The 15,061-nt window shown below is 64.9% G+C and carries 18 protein-coding genes; 8 read left to right on the forward strand and 10 right to left on the reverse strand.

Annotated elements, in window-relative coordinates:
• Nucleotides 1-62 precede the first annotated feature (62 nt).
• The 4 genes from ACQR03_RS16790 to ACQR03_RS16805 form a co-directional block, all read right to left on the reverse strand.
• Nucleotides 63-542: a DUF3237 domain-containing protein gene (locus ACQR03_RS16790; RefSeq protein WP_434841740.1), complete on the reverse strand. Its 480-nt coding sequence runs from the start codon at nt 540-542 to the stop codon at nt 63-65.
• A complete protein-coding gene (locus tag ACQR03_RS16795; protein ID WP_315713755.1) occupies nt 542-1,861 on the reverse strand; it encodes a TRAP transporter large permease in 1,320 nt (439 codons plus the stop codon). The genes ACQR03_RS16790 and ACQR03_RS16795 overlap by 1 nt, the downstream gene beginning before the upstream one ends.
• 6 nt (nt 1,862-1,867) lie before the next feature.
• Complete coding sequence (locus ACQR03_RS16800) at nt 1,868-2,377, reverse strand: TRAP transporter small permease (protein ID WP_315713754.1); 510 nt, start codon at nt 2,375-2,377, stop codon at nt 1,868-1,870.
• 245 nt (nt 2,378-2,622) lie between these two features.
• Nucleotides 2,623-3,639, reverse strand: a complete 1,017-nt coding sequence (locus tag ACQR03_RS16805; RefSeq protein WP_434841741.1) for a TRAP transporter substrate-binding protein — start codon at nt 3,637-3,639, stop codon at nt 2,623-2,625.
• Between the two features lie 412 nt (nt 3,640-4,051).
• Here ACQR03_RS16805 and ACQR03_RS16810 point away from each other — a divergent pair, with 412 nt between their 5' ends.
• The gene (locus ACQR03_RS16810; RefSeq protein ID WP_434841742.1) at nt 4,052-4,465 is read left to right on the forward strand and encodes a PaaI family thioesterase; all 414 of its coding nucleotides are present in this window, start codon (nt 4,052-4,054) and stop codon (nt 4,463-4,465) included.
• A 131-nt stretch (nt 4,466-4,596) separates the two neighbouring features.
• Here the strand turns inward: ACQR03_RS16810 and ACQR03_RS16815 are convergent, their stop codons facing one another.
• The gene (locus ACQR03_RS16815) at nt 4,597-5,481 is read right to left on the reverse strand and encodes a LysR family transcriptional regulator (protein WP_434841743.1); all 885 of its coding nucleotides are present in this window, start codon (nt 5,479-5,481) and stop codon (nt 4,597-4,599) included.
• Nucleotides 5,482-5,601: 120 nt separating this feature from the next.
• Here ACQR03_RS16815 and ACQR03_RS16820 point away from each other — a divergent pair, with 120 nt between their 5' ends.
• The gene (locus tag ACQR03_RS16820) at nt 5,602-6,234 is read left to right on the forward strand and encodes a pyridoxamine 5'-phosphate oxidase family protein (protein ID WP_434841744.1); all 633 of its coding nucleotides are present in this window, start codon (nt 5,602-5,604) and stop codon (nt 6,232-6,234) included.
• Nucleotides 6,235-6,354: 120 nt separating this feature from the next.
• On the opposite strand, the gene ACQR03_RS16825 is transcribed toward ACQR03_RS16820, so the two are convergent.
• Nucleotides 6,355-7,083: a glutathione S-transferase family protein gene (locus ACQR03_RS16825; RefSeq protein WP_315713749.1), complete on the reverse strand. Its 729-nt coding sequence runs from the start codon at nt 7,081-7,083 to the stop codon at nt 6,355-6,357.
• A gap of 218 nt (nt 7,084-7,301) precedes the next feature.
• On the opposite strand from ACQR03_RS16825, the gene ACQR03_RS16830 reads away from it, so the two are divergent.
• The gene (locus ACQR03_RS16830) at nt 7,302-8,000 is read left to right on the forward strand and encodes a helix-turn-helix transcriptional regulator (RefSeq protein WP_315713748.1); all 699 of its coding nucleotides are present in this window, start codon (nt 7,302-7,304) and stop codon (nt 7,998-8,000) included.
• Nucleotides 7,993-8,313: a YkgJ family cysteine cluster protein gene (locus ACQR03_RS16835; RefSeq protein WP_315713747.1), complete on the forward strand. Its 321-nt coding sequence runs from the start codon at nt 7,993-7,995 to the stop codon at nt 8,311-8,313. Before ACQR03_RS16830 ends, ACQR03_RS16835 begins: the two co-directional genes overlap by 8 nt.
• A gap of 23 nt (nt 8,314-8,336) precedes the next feature.
• Here the strand turns inward: ACQR03_RS16835 and ACQR03_RS16840 are convergent, their stop codons facing one another.
• From ACQR03_RS16840 to ACQR03_RS16855, 4 genes are all read right to left on the reverse strand, one after another.
• Nucleotides 8,337-8,729, reverse strand: coding sequence for a hypothetical protein (locus tag ACQR03_RS16840; protein ID WP_315714362.1), 393 nt, complete (start codon nt 8,727-8,729; stop codon nt 8,337-8,339).
• Nucleotides 8,730-8,870: 141 nt separating this feature from the next.
• On the reverse strand, nt 8,871-9,221 hold the full coding sequence (locus ACQR03_RS16845) for a DUF3307 domain-containing protein (protein WP_315714361.1): 351 nt from the start codon (nt 9,219-9,221) through the stop codon (nt 8,871-8,873).
• A gap of 307 nt (nt 9,222-9,528) precedes the next feature.
• On the reverse strand, nt 9,529-10,410 hold the full coding sequence (locus ACQR03_RS16850) for a DUF6537 domain-containing protein (protein ID WP_315713746.1): 882 nt from the start codon (nt 10,408-10,410) through the stop codon (nt 9,529-9,531).
• A 20-nt stretch (nt 10,411-10,430) separates the two neighbouring features.
• Nucleotides 10,431-11,099: a Crp/Fnr family transcriptional regulator gene (locus ACQR03_RS16855; RefSeq protein WP_434841745.1), complete on the reverse strand. Its 669-nt coding sequence runs from the start codon at nt 11,097-11,099 to the stop codon at nt 10,431-10,433.
• Between the two features lie 294 nt (nt 11,100-11,393).
• Between ACQR03_RS16855 and ACQR03_RS16860 the strand changes: the two genes are divergently transcribed.
• The 4 genes from ACQR03_RS16860 to ACQR03_RS16875 all read left to right on the forward strand — a co-directional run bounded on the left by ACQR03_RS16860 (nt 11,394) and on the right by ACQR03_RS16875 (nt 14,955).
• Nucleotides 11,394-12,506 carry a cyclic nucleotide-gated ion channel gene (locus ACQR03_RS16860; RefSeq protein WP_315713744.1) on the forward strand — a complete coding sequence of 371 codons (1,113 nt, stop codon included), beginning with the start codon at nt 11,394-11,396 and terminating at the stop codon, nt 12,504-12,506.
• Complete coding sequence (locus tag ACQR03_RS16865; RefSeq protein WP_316193496.1) at nt 12,503-13,297, forward strand: enoyl-CoA hydratase/isomerase family protein; 795 nt, start codon at nt 12,503-12,505, stop codon at nt 13,295-13,297. Before ACQR03_RS16860 ends, ACQR03_RS16865 begins: the two co-directional genes overlap by 4 nt.
• A 157-nt stretch (nt 13,298-13,454) precedes the next feature.
• Complete coding sequence (locus ACQR03_RS16870; protein ID WP_315713742.1) at nt 13,455-14,189, forward strand: LuxR family transcriptional regulator; 735 nt, start codon at nt 13,455-13,457, stop codon at nt 14,187-14,189.
• An 82-nt stretch (nt 14,190-14,271) separates the two neighbouring features.
• Nucleotides 14,272-14,955 (forward strand): acyl-homoserine-lactone synthase, encoded by a 684-nt coding sequence (locus tag ACQR03_RS16875; RefSeq protein WP_315713741.1) that lies wholly within the window; start codon nt 14,272-14,274, stop codon nt 14,953-14,955.
• Nucleotides 14,956-15,061 lie beyond the last annotated feature (106 nt).

Below are 15,061 nucleotides of genomic sequence, written 5' to 3' on the forward strand. Positions count from 1 at the left end.
GGTGGGATTCTGGATTGCTTCGCTGCGCTCGCAATGACGGAGTTTGTCGCAGGCAGCCGGGCCTACAGCACCACATGCACGTCGATGAGGACGCGATCGGCGTGGCGGGCGGCGGAGCCTATGAAGACGTGCTCCATCAGCCAGCGATACTTCTCGTGGCCGGTCTCGAAGCGCGGGTGGGTGCGGAAGTAGATCAGCCTGGGGTCCACCGGCTCGCCGCGCTTGAGCTTCTGCAGCAAGTCGACCGGCCCGAAGCGGATGCCGCGGTTCTCGACGTAGATGGTCGCGCCGTCGTCGGTCTCGAAGGCGTATTTGGCCTCGAGGTCGATCAGCTCGTTGGGGCGGATGATCTGGAAGTCGGCGCCGAAGTTGCAGATCCTGCCGCTGATGCCCTCACCGGCGCGGCCGGGGCCCTTCATCTCGCCGCCATGGATCGGGATGATCCGGCGCACGCCGATGCCGGTCTCGCCGGCACTGGTGACGTCGCCGATCATCACGGTGAGGGTGAAGACGTAGCGGGTCTCGAGGATCGGAGTCGTCATCAGCGGGCCATCATCTGTTGCGGCAGCCAGGTGGCGAGCAGCGGGAAGGCGATCAGGATCACCAGCCGGATCAGGTCGGTCGCGACGAACGGCAGCACGCCCTTGAAGATGGTCGAGAACGACACGTCCTTCACCACGCTCTTGATCACGAACACGTTCATGCCGACGGGGGGATGGATCAGGCCAAGCTCGACGGTCATCACGATGATGACGCCGAACCAGATCGGATCGAAGCCGAGATGCGAGATCACCGGGAAGATGATCGGCACGGTCAGGATGATCATCGCCATCGCGTCCATCAGGCAGCCGAGGACGAGATACATCACCATGATCAGCGCCAGCACCCCGTAGGGCCCGAGACCGAGACCGGTGAGGAACTCCGTCACCTTCTGTGGCGTCTGCGTCACCGTCAGGAAGTAGCCGAAGATCAAGGCGCCGATCAGCACCGTGAACACGGCCGCCGCGGTGCGCGTCGCCTGCAGCAGCGAAGCCAGGATCTTCTCCTTGTTCAGCCGGCCGGTGAACACGCCGATCAGGAACGCGCCGGTGGCGCCGACGCCGCCGGCTTCCGTCGGCGTGAAGCGCGGCAGGAACGGAAGACCATAGAGACCGCCGATCACGAACAGGAACAGCAGCACCGGCGCCCAGATGCCCTTCAGGCCCGCGATGCGCTCGCGCCACGGCGGCGCCTCGCCCCTGGGCAGGAAATCCGGCCTGACACGGCCGATCACCGTGATGGTGATCATGTACATGGTCATCGCCAAGAGGCCGGGGATGATGCCGGCGATGAACAGCTTGCCGATGTCCTGCTCGGTGATGATGCCGTAGACGGCGAGCACGGTCGACGGCGGCAGCATCGCGCCCAAGGTGCCGCCAGCGGCGATGACGCCGGTGGCGAAGGATTGCGGATAGCCGAAGCGGCGCATCTCCGGATAGGCCACGGCCGAGAAGGTCGCGGCGGTCGCCACCGACGAGCCGCAGATCGCGGCGAAGCCGCCGCAGGCCGCCACCGTGGCGATGCCGAGCCCGCCGCGCAGATGGCCGACGAAGCCGTTGGCGGCGCGGAACAGCTCGCGGCTCATGCCCGAGTTGGACACGAACGTTCCCATCAGCAGGAACATCGGGATCACGCCGAACGTGTAGTCCGTGACCGTGCGCATCGAGGTCTGGCCGACCAGCTTCAGCGCCGCCGTACCGTTGACGAGATAGGCGAAGCCGGACACGCCGACGAGTCCCATCGCCATGCCCACCGGCACGCGCAGCAGCATCAGCGCAAACAGCGCAACGAAGCCGATGACGGCAACCGCATCCGTGCTCATGCGGCGCTACTCCGTGGGCTTGACTTGAGGGTCATGAATCTCCTCGGGGTGGAAGATCAGGCGATAGGTCCGGATGGCGATCAGGAGCACCGCCGAAACGTCGCCGATCCAGGCGACGGCGAAGAACGGCCAGGTCGGCATGTGCAGATCGAAGGTGAGGACGTTGTCCTCATAGGTGCCGCGCACCTTGTCGAACAGGGTCCAGGTCTGCACCGTGACGACGAACAGCAGTACCAGCGTTGCGAAGATGTCGATCCAGCGCTGATAGCGCGGGCCAACATTGCCCCAGATGAGATCCACGGTGATGTGGGTGCCGCGGTATGACGTCGCAGCGATGCCCCAGAAGATCAGGATGCCGAGCAGCATGCGCCCGATGTCGAAGGAATCGGGGATCGAATAGTTCAGCGTGTTGCGGAGCAGCACCGACAGGAAGATGTCGAGCGCGACGATGCCGACGAAGAACGCGGCGATCCACTCGATCCCGTCGATGATCCGGTCCATGAAGGCGCGCTGCATGGCGTCCCCGTGTCAGAAAGCTTGGTGGTTATGGTGGATGCGAAGCGAGCTGCTGCGTAGCGGGCGGTTCTTAGCCTCTCCCCGCTCCCGGGGAGAGGCCGGATTGCATCGTAGATGCAATCCGGGTGAGGGGCTCTCCGCACGGTCGGTGCGTGCGGCTGCCCCTCACCCCAACCCTCTCCCCGTAAGGAACGGGGAGAGGGAGCGCACCGTCCGCCGCGCAAGAGCTTGGGTATGAAAAGAAGCTACTGTGCCAGCGCCTTGTACTTGACGAGCGAGGCCTTCAGCTCGGTCATGGCGGCCTCGGCATCGACGCCGGTCTTCTTGACGCCATCGGCCCAGGTCTTGAACAGCGGCTCGGAGGCCTTTTTCCACAACGCGGTCTGCTCCGGCGTCAGCTTGTAGACCTCCTGGCCGGACTCGGCCTTGATCTTGTCGACGCCGGCGTCCTCGAACTTGCCCCAGGGCTCGCCGACCTTGCCGGCGGCCTCCGTGTTGCAATTGTCGTCGATCGCCTTCTTCTGCATCGCCGACATCTGGTTGTACTTGTCCTTGTTCATGACGAACACGAAGGTCGTCACGTAGAACGGCGCATCCATGTGGTACTTCGTGACCTTGTCGACTCCGAACAGCACCAGCGAGCCCGCCGGAAAGGTGACGCCGTCGGCGACGCCGCGCTCGATGATGTCGCGCACTTCCGGCGCCGACGACTGCACATTGGTGCCGCCGAGCAGGGTGACGAAATTGGCGATCGTCGCATCGGCCGGGCGGATCTTCATGCCCTTGACGTCCTCGGGCACGACGACCTTCTTGGTGCGGGTGTGGAAAGCCGACGGCGTGTGGACGAAGGCGAGGCAATACTTGACGTCCTTCATCTCCTTCTCGGCATATTTGCGATACCACGCGTCCAAACCTTCCGAGCCGCCCTTGGCGTCGGAAATCAGGAACGGCAGCTCGCCGGCGCCGATGATCGGGAAACGGCCAGGCTGATAGCCGGGATTCACATAAGTGACATCGGCGATGCCGTCGCGCGCCATGTCGTAATGGTCGAACGCCTTGCCGAGCTGCTGGGCCGGGAACACCTTGCCCTTGATGGTGCCGCCCGAGGCCTTTTCGACCGACGCGGCCCAATCCTCCAGCGCCTTCTGCAGCGGATGGCTCGCCGGCACCCAGTGCGAGATCTTCAATTCGAATGTCTTGTCCTGCGCGAGCGCGGGGGTCACACCGGCGGCCAGAGCCAACGCCAGAAGCGTCTTCCTCATCGGGATCGTCTCCTCCATCAGTGGGCCTTCGAGGGCCCTTTGCTTCATTGTTATAGCATATAAGCATCATTGCAAGCGCGGCGGCAGGTTGGCCACCAGTGCACGCGCCAAGCGGAGCCTAGCGCGCCCGCCAGCGCAAGTCTGGCAGACGAAAGTTGCAGGCCCGTGGCCATTTCATTAACACGTTAAGGATCTCGCCTGCACCCGAAATTGCACGGCGGGAGCATCGCACCACGAAATTGCCGCAGGGCCGCACCGGACGCCCGGCGACATCGCGCGCGCCCCATCCGCGTGCATCCGATGCGCAACGTGTCAAACGCCCGCGCAAAAGACGTTTGAAACTTTGTAGGCGGTGCAAAATCCGCGCTGATGTCGTTGACTGCGGACATCGCCAGCAACGATCGAGACACGCATGAGCAGCGTCCCCGCCGGATTCGAACCGCATTTCCGCAAGAGCCCGTTCACCGATCCCTGGGAGCCGCTCTACGCCAAGAAAACCGACAAGGCCATCATCCTCGGCCTGCGGCTCGCCACGCCGCACACCAATTCGCGCGGGCTGATCCATGGCGGGCTGATCGCATCGCTGGCCGACAATGCGATGGGCTATAGCTGCGCCCAGGCGCTTGGCTGGAAGGCGTCGCTGGTGACGATCAACCTCGCGGTGGACTACATCGGCAGCGCCGGGACCGGACAGTGGCTCAGCGTCGAGAGCGACGTCATCAAGAGCGGACGCACCGTCTGCTTCGTCCAGAGCCTGGTGCTGGCCGACGACGCCGTGATCGCGCGTGCAAACGCGACCTTCCGGGTGGTGCCGAAGAAGGGGTGATCGAAACCGCCGATCTTTCGCATCAAGACCAGTGCCGCACCAAGGTCGGCGCAATCGCATCCACTCGTCATTCCGGGTTCAAGGCCTTCGGCCTTGCCCCGGAATGACGGGGTGTGGCGTCGTAGTCGCTTTCAGTCGAAACGCCAGTCGCAGGTTGCGGTGATCAGGTCGATGAAGGCGCGCACTTTGGCGGAGAGCAGGCGGGAGCTCGGAAATACGATGTGGATCGGGAGCGGCGGAGGCTCGTATTTCGCCAGCACCCGCTTGAGACGGCCGCCGCGCAGCGTGTCCGCGGCCTGATAGGCCATCACCCGTGTCACGCCGCCGCCCGCCTCGGCATACTGGATCGCGGCGTCGGCATTGTTGGTGACGAGCCGCGGGCTGACCGCCATCCGCAGTTCCCTGCCGTCCTTGATGAAGCGCCATTCGTCGGACGGACCGAACTGGATGGTCTGGTGCTTCGTCAGCGCCTCGGGCGTCCGAGGCTCACCATGGACCTTGAAGTAGGCGGGAGCTCCGACCACGATCCGGCGCATGCTGCCGACCTGGCGGGCCACGAGCGACGAATCGCCGAGATGCCCGATACGAACGGCACAGTCGACGCCATCCTCCACCAGATTGATCTGGCGGTCCTCGAGGCGCAGCTCGGCCGCGACCTCGGCATAGCGGCTCAGATACGCGGCCATGACCGGACCGACATGGAGCCGGCCGAAGCCGACGGGCGCCGAGACCACCAGCCGCCCCACCGGCTGCAGGCGCTCGCTCTCCGCGGCGCGCTCCGCCTCCGCCAGATCGGCCAGGATGCGGCTGGCGCGGTCGAGATAGCGTCGTCCGGAATCGGTCAGCGTCACCGAGCGCGTCGTCCGCTGCAGCAGGCGGACGCCAAGATGCGATTCGAGCGCGGCGACCAAACGGGTGACCGCCGATGGCGACAGCTTGAGCCGGCGCGCCGCCGGTGCGAAGCCGTTCAGCTCGGCGACGGTGACGAAAGCCTGCATGGCATCGATGCGGTCCATGGGATTATTGCAGCATCTGCAACGATCCAATGTCAACTGGCCAGATTATTTCCGAAGAGGATTGGGACCATATTGGCTCCACGGCGGCAGTCACTGCCGCAGCGACAAGGAGTCATTGCGATGACCCAGACAACCATCCAGGCACCCGGCGACGTCATGTTCTCCCCCGCCGTCAAGGCGATCCAGGCGCGCAAGGGGTCGCGCGAGAGCTACGCGCATGTGGAGCAGAGCCGCGGCTTTCGCCACGAGGTCGACGCCGATCTCGCCGGCCGCCTCGCCGAGGCCACGAGCTTCTATCTCGCGACCGCCTCGGCCGACGGCCAGCCCTATATCCAGCACCGCGGCGGACCGAAGGGCTTTCTCAAGGTGCTCGACAGCCACACGCTGGCCTTCGCCGACTTCAGCGGCAACCGGCAATATATCACCCAGGGCAATCTGTCGGAGAACCCGCACGCCTACATCTTCATCATGGACTACGCGCATCGCCGCCGGGTGAAGATCTGGGGGACGGCGCGGGTGGTGGAGGATGATGCCGCGCTGACGGCCACGCTGATGCCGAGAGGCTACAAGGCGCGGCCCGAGCACGTCATCCTGTTCACGATCAGCGCGTGGGACACCAACTGCCCGCAGCACATCCCGCAGAAGTTCGACGCGGCCGACGTCGCGGAAGCGCTGGCCGTTCGCGATGCTCGCATCGCGGAGCTCGAGACCGAACTGGCGCGGTTGAAGGGCGAGAGCAAGCCCTCCGCCTAGGTCCTGCGCGCTGCGGGCTATGCCTTTGGCTTGTTAGTCATTCCGGGGCAGTCGCCAGTGCGCAGCGGCGCACTGGCGATTGAACCCGGAATGACGGTGAGTGGGACTCGACTGATCAGCTCACGCCGCCTCGGCCGCCCTGCCCCATTCGAACTCCGGAAAATATTGCGCCATCATGCGCTCGGCATAGGCGACCAGATTGCCGAAGCTTTCGGTGCGGCGGCGTAGCTCGGACTCGAAGAACGGCGTGAGGATGCCGGCGACGACGGCGAACGCCGTCGCGTCGGTGCCGCAAGGACGATCGCCCATCAGATAGGGCCGGTCGCCGAGCTGCACCGACAGCGCGCGCAGCGAGCGTGCGGCGAGATCGACGTCCTCGTCCGGCGCGTGGCGGCCGAGCCCGGAGATCAGATAGTTCTCGGCGACGCGAAACTGCGCGTCCTCGCGCAGCTTCTCGCGCTTGTCGGCCGGCACGCCGTCGAAGAAGTGGGCCGGCCCCTTGGCGAAGTTGACCGGATCGACCCAGCGCGCCCCGACCAGCGCGAAATACAGGTGATGCTCGATCATACGCTCGAACCCCCAGGCCTGCGCCCGCGCGCGCACGTCGAGCCCATGATCGAAGTCGAAGCCATATTTGCGCTCGACATGGGCGCGGATGAAGGTCGAATCGGCGATCAGCTCGCCGCTGTCGTCGATGAAGGGCAGCTGCCCCTTCGGCGATGCCGGCGGCATCGCCCGCTGCTTCCGAAAAGCGAGGCCCGCCATCTTCAATTGCACCTCCGTCTTGGTGACGAAGGGGCTGATCTCCGGCAGGCCGAAGCCCGCGCCCAAACCGAACAATGTGATCATGACAGCACTCCCGACTTCCTGAGCAGACGCCGGACGCTACGAGCATGCTGCTGCCACCATGGTGTCAGCAGCGGCAGTAGCGTGGTGGCAAGGCCAAGGCCATAAAACATCATCATCGACATCACCCCTTCAATCTCGTTGTTGGCCCGGTATAAGGACAGGCTGCTGCCAGCATCCTGTCAGCATCGGCGGGGGTGCTCGCCCATGCAGGACACACCATGAGACGCGCCGACCGGCTATTCCAGATCATCCAGGTGCTGAGACGCACGCGCCGCCCATTGACGGCGGATGCGATCGCGGCCGAGCTCGAGACCTCGAAGCGCACGATCTATCGCGACATCGCCACCCTGATCGGCCAGCGCGTGCCGATCCGCGGCGAGGCCGGCATGGGCTACATCCTGGAGAAAGGTTTCGATCTGCCGCCCTTGATGCTGACGCCGGACGAGATCGAGGCGGCGGTGCTTGGCGCGCAATGGGTCGCGGTCAACGCCGACCCGGTGCTGGCGCGCGCGGCGGAGGACCTGATGGCCAAGATCGCCGACACCGTGCCGGAGCGGCTGCGGCCATTCGTGCTGGAACCGGCGAGCCGCGCGCCGCGGCCGTGGATGCGCGAGCCGGACCGCATCGACATGTCGCGCACGCGCTCGCAGATCCACGAGGGACGCAAGATCAGGCTGCGCTATCGCGACGAGCAGGGCCGCGACAGCGAGCGCGTGATCTGGCCGATCGCGATCGGCTATCATGACGCGGTGCGCATCCTCGCCGCCTGGTGCGAGCTGCGCCGCGACTTCCGCAGCTTCAGGACCGACCGTGTCGTCGAGGCGGATTATCTCGACGATAAATATCCCGAAAGGCGCGAGGCGCTGCGCGCCAAATGGCGGCGCAGCCTGGTGTGGGAGGTTCCCAAGGATGTCTGAACCGATGTCTGGCGAGACTGACAGCAGCCCCTGTCAGAGCTGCGGCGCGTGCTGCGCCTATTCGTCGAATTGGCCGCGCTTCACGATCGAGGAGGATGCCGCGCTCGACCTGATCCCGGCCGAGCTGGTCAACGAGCGGCTGTCGGGCATGCGCTGCGACGGCAACCGCTGCTGTGCGCTCGATGGCGAGATCGCGCGCGCCGTGGCGTGCCGGATCTACGCGATCCGCCCCGAGGTGTGCCGCATTTGCATGCCGGGTGACGCCGAATGTGCGATGGCCCGGCGCAAGTTCGGGCTGCCCGTGCTCGCCTGAGCAGAGGCAAGGAAGACGGGGAGTCAGGCCGTGACCGGCTCGGGGCTGTCGTCGAGATCGTCCTCGAACGGCTTCATCACCGAGAGTGGCTTGGTCGACAGCGAGATCGGCTTGCGGCTCGAGGTCGCGCCGGCCGGACCCGCCCGACCGCCGCGGGACTGCGCATACAGCGCCGATCCGACCCGGCCACCGAACTGCGACAGGACCTGCTCGCTGCACGTGGATGCAATCGCAAGCGCCAGCGGGTGAAGATGCGTGCGCCGGTAACAGAATAGCGCCAGCATGGCCCTCACATCGGCGGAGACGCTCTCGACCAGCGCGGGTAGCCCGTTGGCGTCGGCACGGTAGAGTTCACCGAGAAGCTCGTCGCCGACCGGGCACGAATCGCTGTCGAACGCATCGCGGCTTTGAAGCATCGGTTTGATTGCCATGACGCGACGATGCAGCGCGAATCGCTAATGACCGGTTAACCAAACCGAACGGTCGTCCCACCCCCGGCTTGACACGGGACTGCCGCGGTCGGTGCGGCTTCGCCGCGACGCACCGTGGCCGAACGCTCAGCCATTTGCGGCCATGAAGATCGAGAGCCCGAATCCGGTGAGGTGATGCAGCGCCTGGTCGACGCCGATCAAGGTCCAGAACCAGGGGTGCTCGGTGTTCATGCCGAACCGCGACGAGCAGATGCCCTTGATGCGATCGATCGTGATGTGAATGGCGAAGTCGATCACGGCGACGAACCAGAATCTTGGCGCGACGATCAAGATCAGGACCATGGCGACGGCGAGATGGATCAGGCAGTGCACCAACAGCGGCAGCGCCCAGCCCTTCCGCTGGTCCTTGCCATAGGCCATCCAGGCGTTCTGCAGCACGAAGTCGCCAATGATGTGCTTGAAGGTCAGCAGCAGCATCCAGCCGACCAGCGCACCAACCGGAACCTGCGACGACAAAGAGGGAAAAGACAAAGCTGACGCTCTCGCTACGACTAACCCTTGGAACCAACCTTGGACGCACGGGGAACTGGAGGCGTTCAGCGCAATCTGATGAGAATACCCGGCCAATTCGACGCGTATGCGACGCTTATGACATCTCCGGTAGCGAATTGCACGCGAAAGGGAACTTCAAATCGCACCTTGCTACCCTTCGCGGCAATCCCGCCGGGGGTAAGGTTACCCACGCCGCGCGGCGCATCCGGCGGCAACCGTCGCAGCGGCGGCGTCATTCCGCGGCGTTGGTCTTCGGCACTGAGAGCGCCCTCGCCCGGATCTGCGCGATGGTCCGCTTCAGCGCCCCCTGTCCCGGCTCTGCCAGCGCAACGGCGCGCGCCTCGGCGATGGCGGAGGCGAGATCCGAGATCGGCAGGACGCCATCGAAGGTGGGCTTGGCCAGGCCATCGATGATGGCATGCCAATCAGCGAGACCCTGCCGGTAGCCGTCGCCCTGCCCCTGGATCATGGTCGCCGTCGCGATCACGGCGGGCGCCGCCGCAGGCTGCTTGTCCAGCGCGCGCGCGATCATGTGCAGCCACCGCTCGGCCCAGGCGCGCTCCTCGCCATAGCGCACCGACTGCAGCCGCCAGCGCCGCAGGCCGGCCATCAGCTTGAGGCGGCGAATGGCCAACCGCGATCGGACCGAAAAGCGGACCTTGACCCGGCGCCGACCTAACCAGCCGATCTGCTCGAAGGCTGCCAGCAACGATTCCGCCACGGCTTGCGGCAGCGCACCGATCAGCTCGTCGAGGCGAAACCTCCTGACGTCGTCGCTCTCGCGTCCCTCCGGCCGCTTCCCCATGTCGAGGCTGATCAATCTGAGCTGGGCGATCCGGATCGGATCCTCGTAGGCCATGCGGGCAGCCAGCAGCTGCGCGATCTGAGACAGCATGCCGGCATCGACGTTCGATCTGCGCACGAACCGCTTGATGCGATCGACATAGAGCTGCGCGTAGCTCGCGCCCTGATACTCCATCAGCAGATGGATGCCATCGCTCACCGCCGGCACGGCGGCGTCAGGAAGGCCCTGAGGCAGAAAAGGCGGCTCGCCATCGTCGACGCCGATGACGTCGGCGAACAGATATCGCAGCGAGGACCGGACGCTTTCCACTGGGCTTCAGGCTCCCCGGATCACGCCGGCTTGGCGACGGGCGCCGGCGCGGTGGTCTGTTGCGCCAGCCGCCGCTCGAGCGTTTCGATGTTCTGGAACAGCCGGGCGCTGGCGAGGCGCAGGAAGTAGAAGGCGAAGGCGGGGTTCTGGACGTAGAGCTGCTCGACCTGGTCGTAGGAGACCGACAGGATCAGACCGCCCTCGACGCATTCCAGCGTCTGCGTGCGCGTATTGGACGGCGAGATCATGCCGAACTCGCCGACGATCGCACCGACCGGCAGCTCGATACCGGATTCGACCAGGCGGAAGCGGCCGCTGACGATGTAGTACATGCTGTCGGCCTTCTCGTCCTTGTAGAACAGCACCTCGCCTGGACCGCATTTGCGCTCGGTCATGAACGGCTTCAGCCATTCCATGGAGAGGTCGCTGTTGACCGACTGCTTCACGTCGCGGACCAGCTGCAGCATCTGGTGGAGCCGGTAGCTGTTGAGCGGCAGCAGCACCCCGTGCAGGATCAGGACCGGGTAGTTGTGCATCGGCACCGCGGTCGCGATCAGGACGATATTGGTGAGGATGGCGAATACCCGCAGCGGAATCATCGTCCGCATCGACAGCGTGGCGACCACGAAGATCGAGGCGAAGAGGCTGCCGGCGGCGCCCGCATGTTCGGCCAGGTGTGAGGTATCCATCGGGATCAACCAGACTCTTGGGACGCAGGAGGGCGGACGCTCGGTTCCGAGCCTCCTTTTGCCTAATTTAGCGTGTCCATGCCGACCTCTGATATACGGCGAACAGACGACGTTTGAACCGGTATTTGAGCCGGTACGGAAAAATTCCCCGGTCGAAGTAGAACGGTTGGACCTGCCGGATGACGCTGCAAAACCGATCCACCCGCATCGTTGACGGGATTCCCCCGATCGGGGCACCTTGACGCCGCCGCGATCTCCTGCGGCTCTGAGATCAGCGACTGACGCCCGCCCGCAATGACCAAACCGCAGCACCCTGCCCTGGCGGCATTCGTCACCGCGCTGACCGGACGCAACATGACCAGAGCGGCCTATGTGGCCGTGGCGCTCGGCATGAGCGCCATGGTGTTGTTGACGATGGACCCCGCCTACGAGGCCGGGGGGCGCTGGATCATCGCCCTGCTGTGGGGATGCCTTGTCTTTTTCGTCGTCGAATGGGCCGCTCGGGTTCAGCAGGCGGTGCGGGCGCATCGCGCCGCCACCTACCTGATGTCGGGCCGGGGACTGCTGGACACGCTCTCCGCCCTCGCCGTGCCGGTTGCGCTGGTCTCGGGCATGGAGTCGCGCGCCGCGTGGCTGCTGGCGGTCATCTGGGTGCTCAAGGTGATCCCCGGCGTGCCTGGCCTGCGCCAGCTCCGCCGGGTGCTCGTGGTCGAAGCACGCCCGCTGCTGTCGGTGCTGGTGCTGTTCCTGCTGGTGCTGTTTCTCGGATCGGTCGCCGAATACGCGCTCGAACATGACGAGCAGCCGGCCACCTTCGGCACCATCCCCTCCGCGCTATGGTGGGCCGTCGTGACCCTCACCACCACGGGCTATGGCGACGTGGTGCCGATCACGCCGCTCGGGCGGGTGGTTGCCGCCACGGTGATGATCTCCGGCCTCGGCGTGTTCGGCCTATGGACCGGCATCCTGGCGACCGGCTTCGCCGCGGAAACCCGGCGCGACAACTTTCTGAAGACCTGGGAATCGGTCAGCAGGGTACCGTTCTTCGCCAGCCTCGGGCCCGCCACGATCGCCGACGTCGCGCAGATGCTGCGCACCATCGACCTGCCGCCGCGCGCCACCGTGATCCGCAAGGGCGAGCCGGGGGACTGCATGTATTTCATCGCCGCCGGCGAGGTCGAGGTCGACCTTCCCGGCAAGAAGGTCCGGCTCGGCGAGGGCGCGTTCTTCGGCGAGATGGCGCTGCTCGGGAACAACCTGCGTTCGGCCGACATCAGCACGACCGGACTGTCGAAGCTGCTGGTCCTCGACCTCGTCGATTTCCGCGTGCTGATGGCACGCCACCCCGATCTGGCGCAGAGCATCGATGCCGAGGCCAGGCGCCGAACCATGGAGAACAGGACATGACGACAGGACGGACCACCCAGGCCGATGACGCACCGAGCATGCCGCTCCTGACCATCGACGGCGCACGCGCCACCATTCGGCTCAATCGTCCGCAGCATCTCAACCGGCTCCAGCCGGAGGATCTCGGCGAGCTGCTGGCGCTGTTCGACCGGGTCGAGGCCAACGCCGCCTTGCGCGTGCTGGTCCTGACCGGCACCGGGCGGGCGTTCAGCGCCGGCTTCGACCTTGGCGCCATCGGCGCAACGCCGGCGGATACGGCCGAGGCTTCCAGCCCGGCATTCGAGGAGGTCGTCGACCGGCTGGAGGACCTCGCGCTGCCGACGATCTGCCGGCTCAACGGCGGGGTCTATGGCGGCTCGACCGATCTGGCGCTGGCCTGCGATTTCCGGATCGGGGTCGATACCAGCGAGATGTTCATGCCGGCAGCGCGGCTCGGGCTGCACTACTACCCGAATGGCATCAAGCGCTACGTGTCCCGCCTTGGTATCGACAATGCCAAGCGTCTGTTCCTGACGGCGGAGAAGATCGACGCGGCCGAGATGCTGCGCATCGGCTATCTCACCGGCGTGGCGACGGCCGATGCGCTCGACGCGGAGGTCGACCGGCTGGCGGCCATTCTGGCCGGCAACGCCCCGCAGGCCATGCGCGGCATGAAGCGCGCCATCAACGAGTTTGCACGCGGAGCCCTCGACGATGCGGCGGCTCGTCGCAGGCATCGGGACAGCATGAGCGGCGCCGAAATCCAGGAAGGCATGAAATCGTTTGCAGAGAAGAGAACGCCGAAATTCTGAGCGCAGCCGCGCCCCGAACTGATAAATTTTGCATGCAAACGTCTGTATCCAGCCGGTGTTCTGACACACGCTCAACGAACTATCGACCTGAATCTCCAATTTGCGGTTGACAGCCTTTTGTCCGTGGCTAGCTTGAACCACGGGCGGAGACTTTCACATGCAAGTGATGGACGCGTATTGGGGACGACGAGCTCTGGAGTACGTCGATGCGATCGAAGCGTCGAAGACCAGCGCGAGCGTGCTCTCCCAGTTCGAGAAGATGATCAGCAACCTGGGCTTTCACGCCTACATCATGGCCGGCGTGCCGACCTCGGGCCAATCGCTGCAGCAAACCATTCTCGCCAACGGCTGGCCGCGGGAATGGTTCGACATGTATGCGCGCGAGCAGTTTCACCGCTGCGATCCGATTCCGCGGCACTGCATCTCGACATTGAATCCATTTGCGTGGTCGGAGGCTCCCTATGACCGCGAGGACGAGCCCGGCGCGCACGAGGTGATGACGCGCGCGAAGGACTTCCGATTGAACGAAGGCTTCTGCGTTCCCATCCACTACGACGATGCCGTGGGCGCCGTCAGCATTGCAGGCGAAAATCCGAATCTCGCTCCCGATGCGCGGGGCGCGCTGCACCTGATCAGCATCTTCACGCACAGCAGGCTTCGCGCACTGGCGCGCTCCGCCGCGAGCAACCAGAGCCGACGCCTGTCGCGAATCGAGGCCGAGGTGCTGGGCTGGGCGGCGCGCGGCAAGACCGCGTGGGAGACGGCGCGCATCCTCGGTGTCTCCGAACGCAACGTCCGGTGGCATCTGGAAGAAGCACAGCGCAAGCTAGCAACCAAGAACAAGACGGCGACGGTTGCGACCGCTCTTGTCAACGGCGAGATCTCGATCTGATCTGTCGTTTCTCCCACTGGATCAATTCGAGCGCATCGGCAATCTGCAAACCCCAATTTGATTCAGACGACCGGGGGTTTCGATGCCTGAGATTCATGTCGTTCGAAAAGATAATCGCGCTCTGTACGAGAAATATTTCGATCCGTATTACCGGCTGCGCCACGAGATCTACGTCAAGCAACGCAAGTGGATGGCACTCGATCGTCCCGACGGGCGCGAGATCGATCAGTTCGACACCGAGGATTCGGTCTATCTGTTCTGCATCGACAACGGCCAGTTGATCGGCTCGATGCGCGCGGTGCCGACGCAGTTGCCGACGCTGATGAGCGACATCTTCCCGTATCTGAATCTGCGCGGCCCGATCCAGCGCCCCGACGTCTACGAACTGTCGCGCATCTTCGTGATCCCGGAGCGCCGCGGCGAGCATGCCGGCCCGCGGATCGACATGCTGCTGCTCACCGCAATCATGGAGTACGGCATCTCGATCGGGTTGACCGGCTTTTCGATCGTGCTCGAAACCTGGTGGCTGCCGCGGTTCGAGAAGTGCGGCTGGAAGGCGCGGCCGCTCGGCGTACCTCACATGATGGACGGGATGTCGGTGATGGCCGTGCTCGTCGACTGCGACGAAACGACATGGAAGTCACTCTGCGAGCAGATCGGCCTGACGCGGCCAACCCTCACGTGGCAGGGGCTCGAAGACGTCAGCCGCCAGGCCCTGCCGGATATCTTTCTTCATCTTCCACCAGCCGCTCAGCCAGCGCAATGATCTGTTCCCTGTGCCGCTTCAGCCTGAGCTTATGGAAAGCCTTCAAGAGGCGGTGACCAAGGAGCGTCGCCTCGTCCACCTCGAGGGCATAAAGGTTGGACGGCGT

It is taken from the genome of Bradyrhizobium sp. HKCCYLS3070 (assembly GCF_051167575.1).
GTDB lineage: Bacteria > Pseudomonadota > Alphaproteobacteria > Rhizobiales > Xanthobacteraceae > Bradyrhizobium.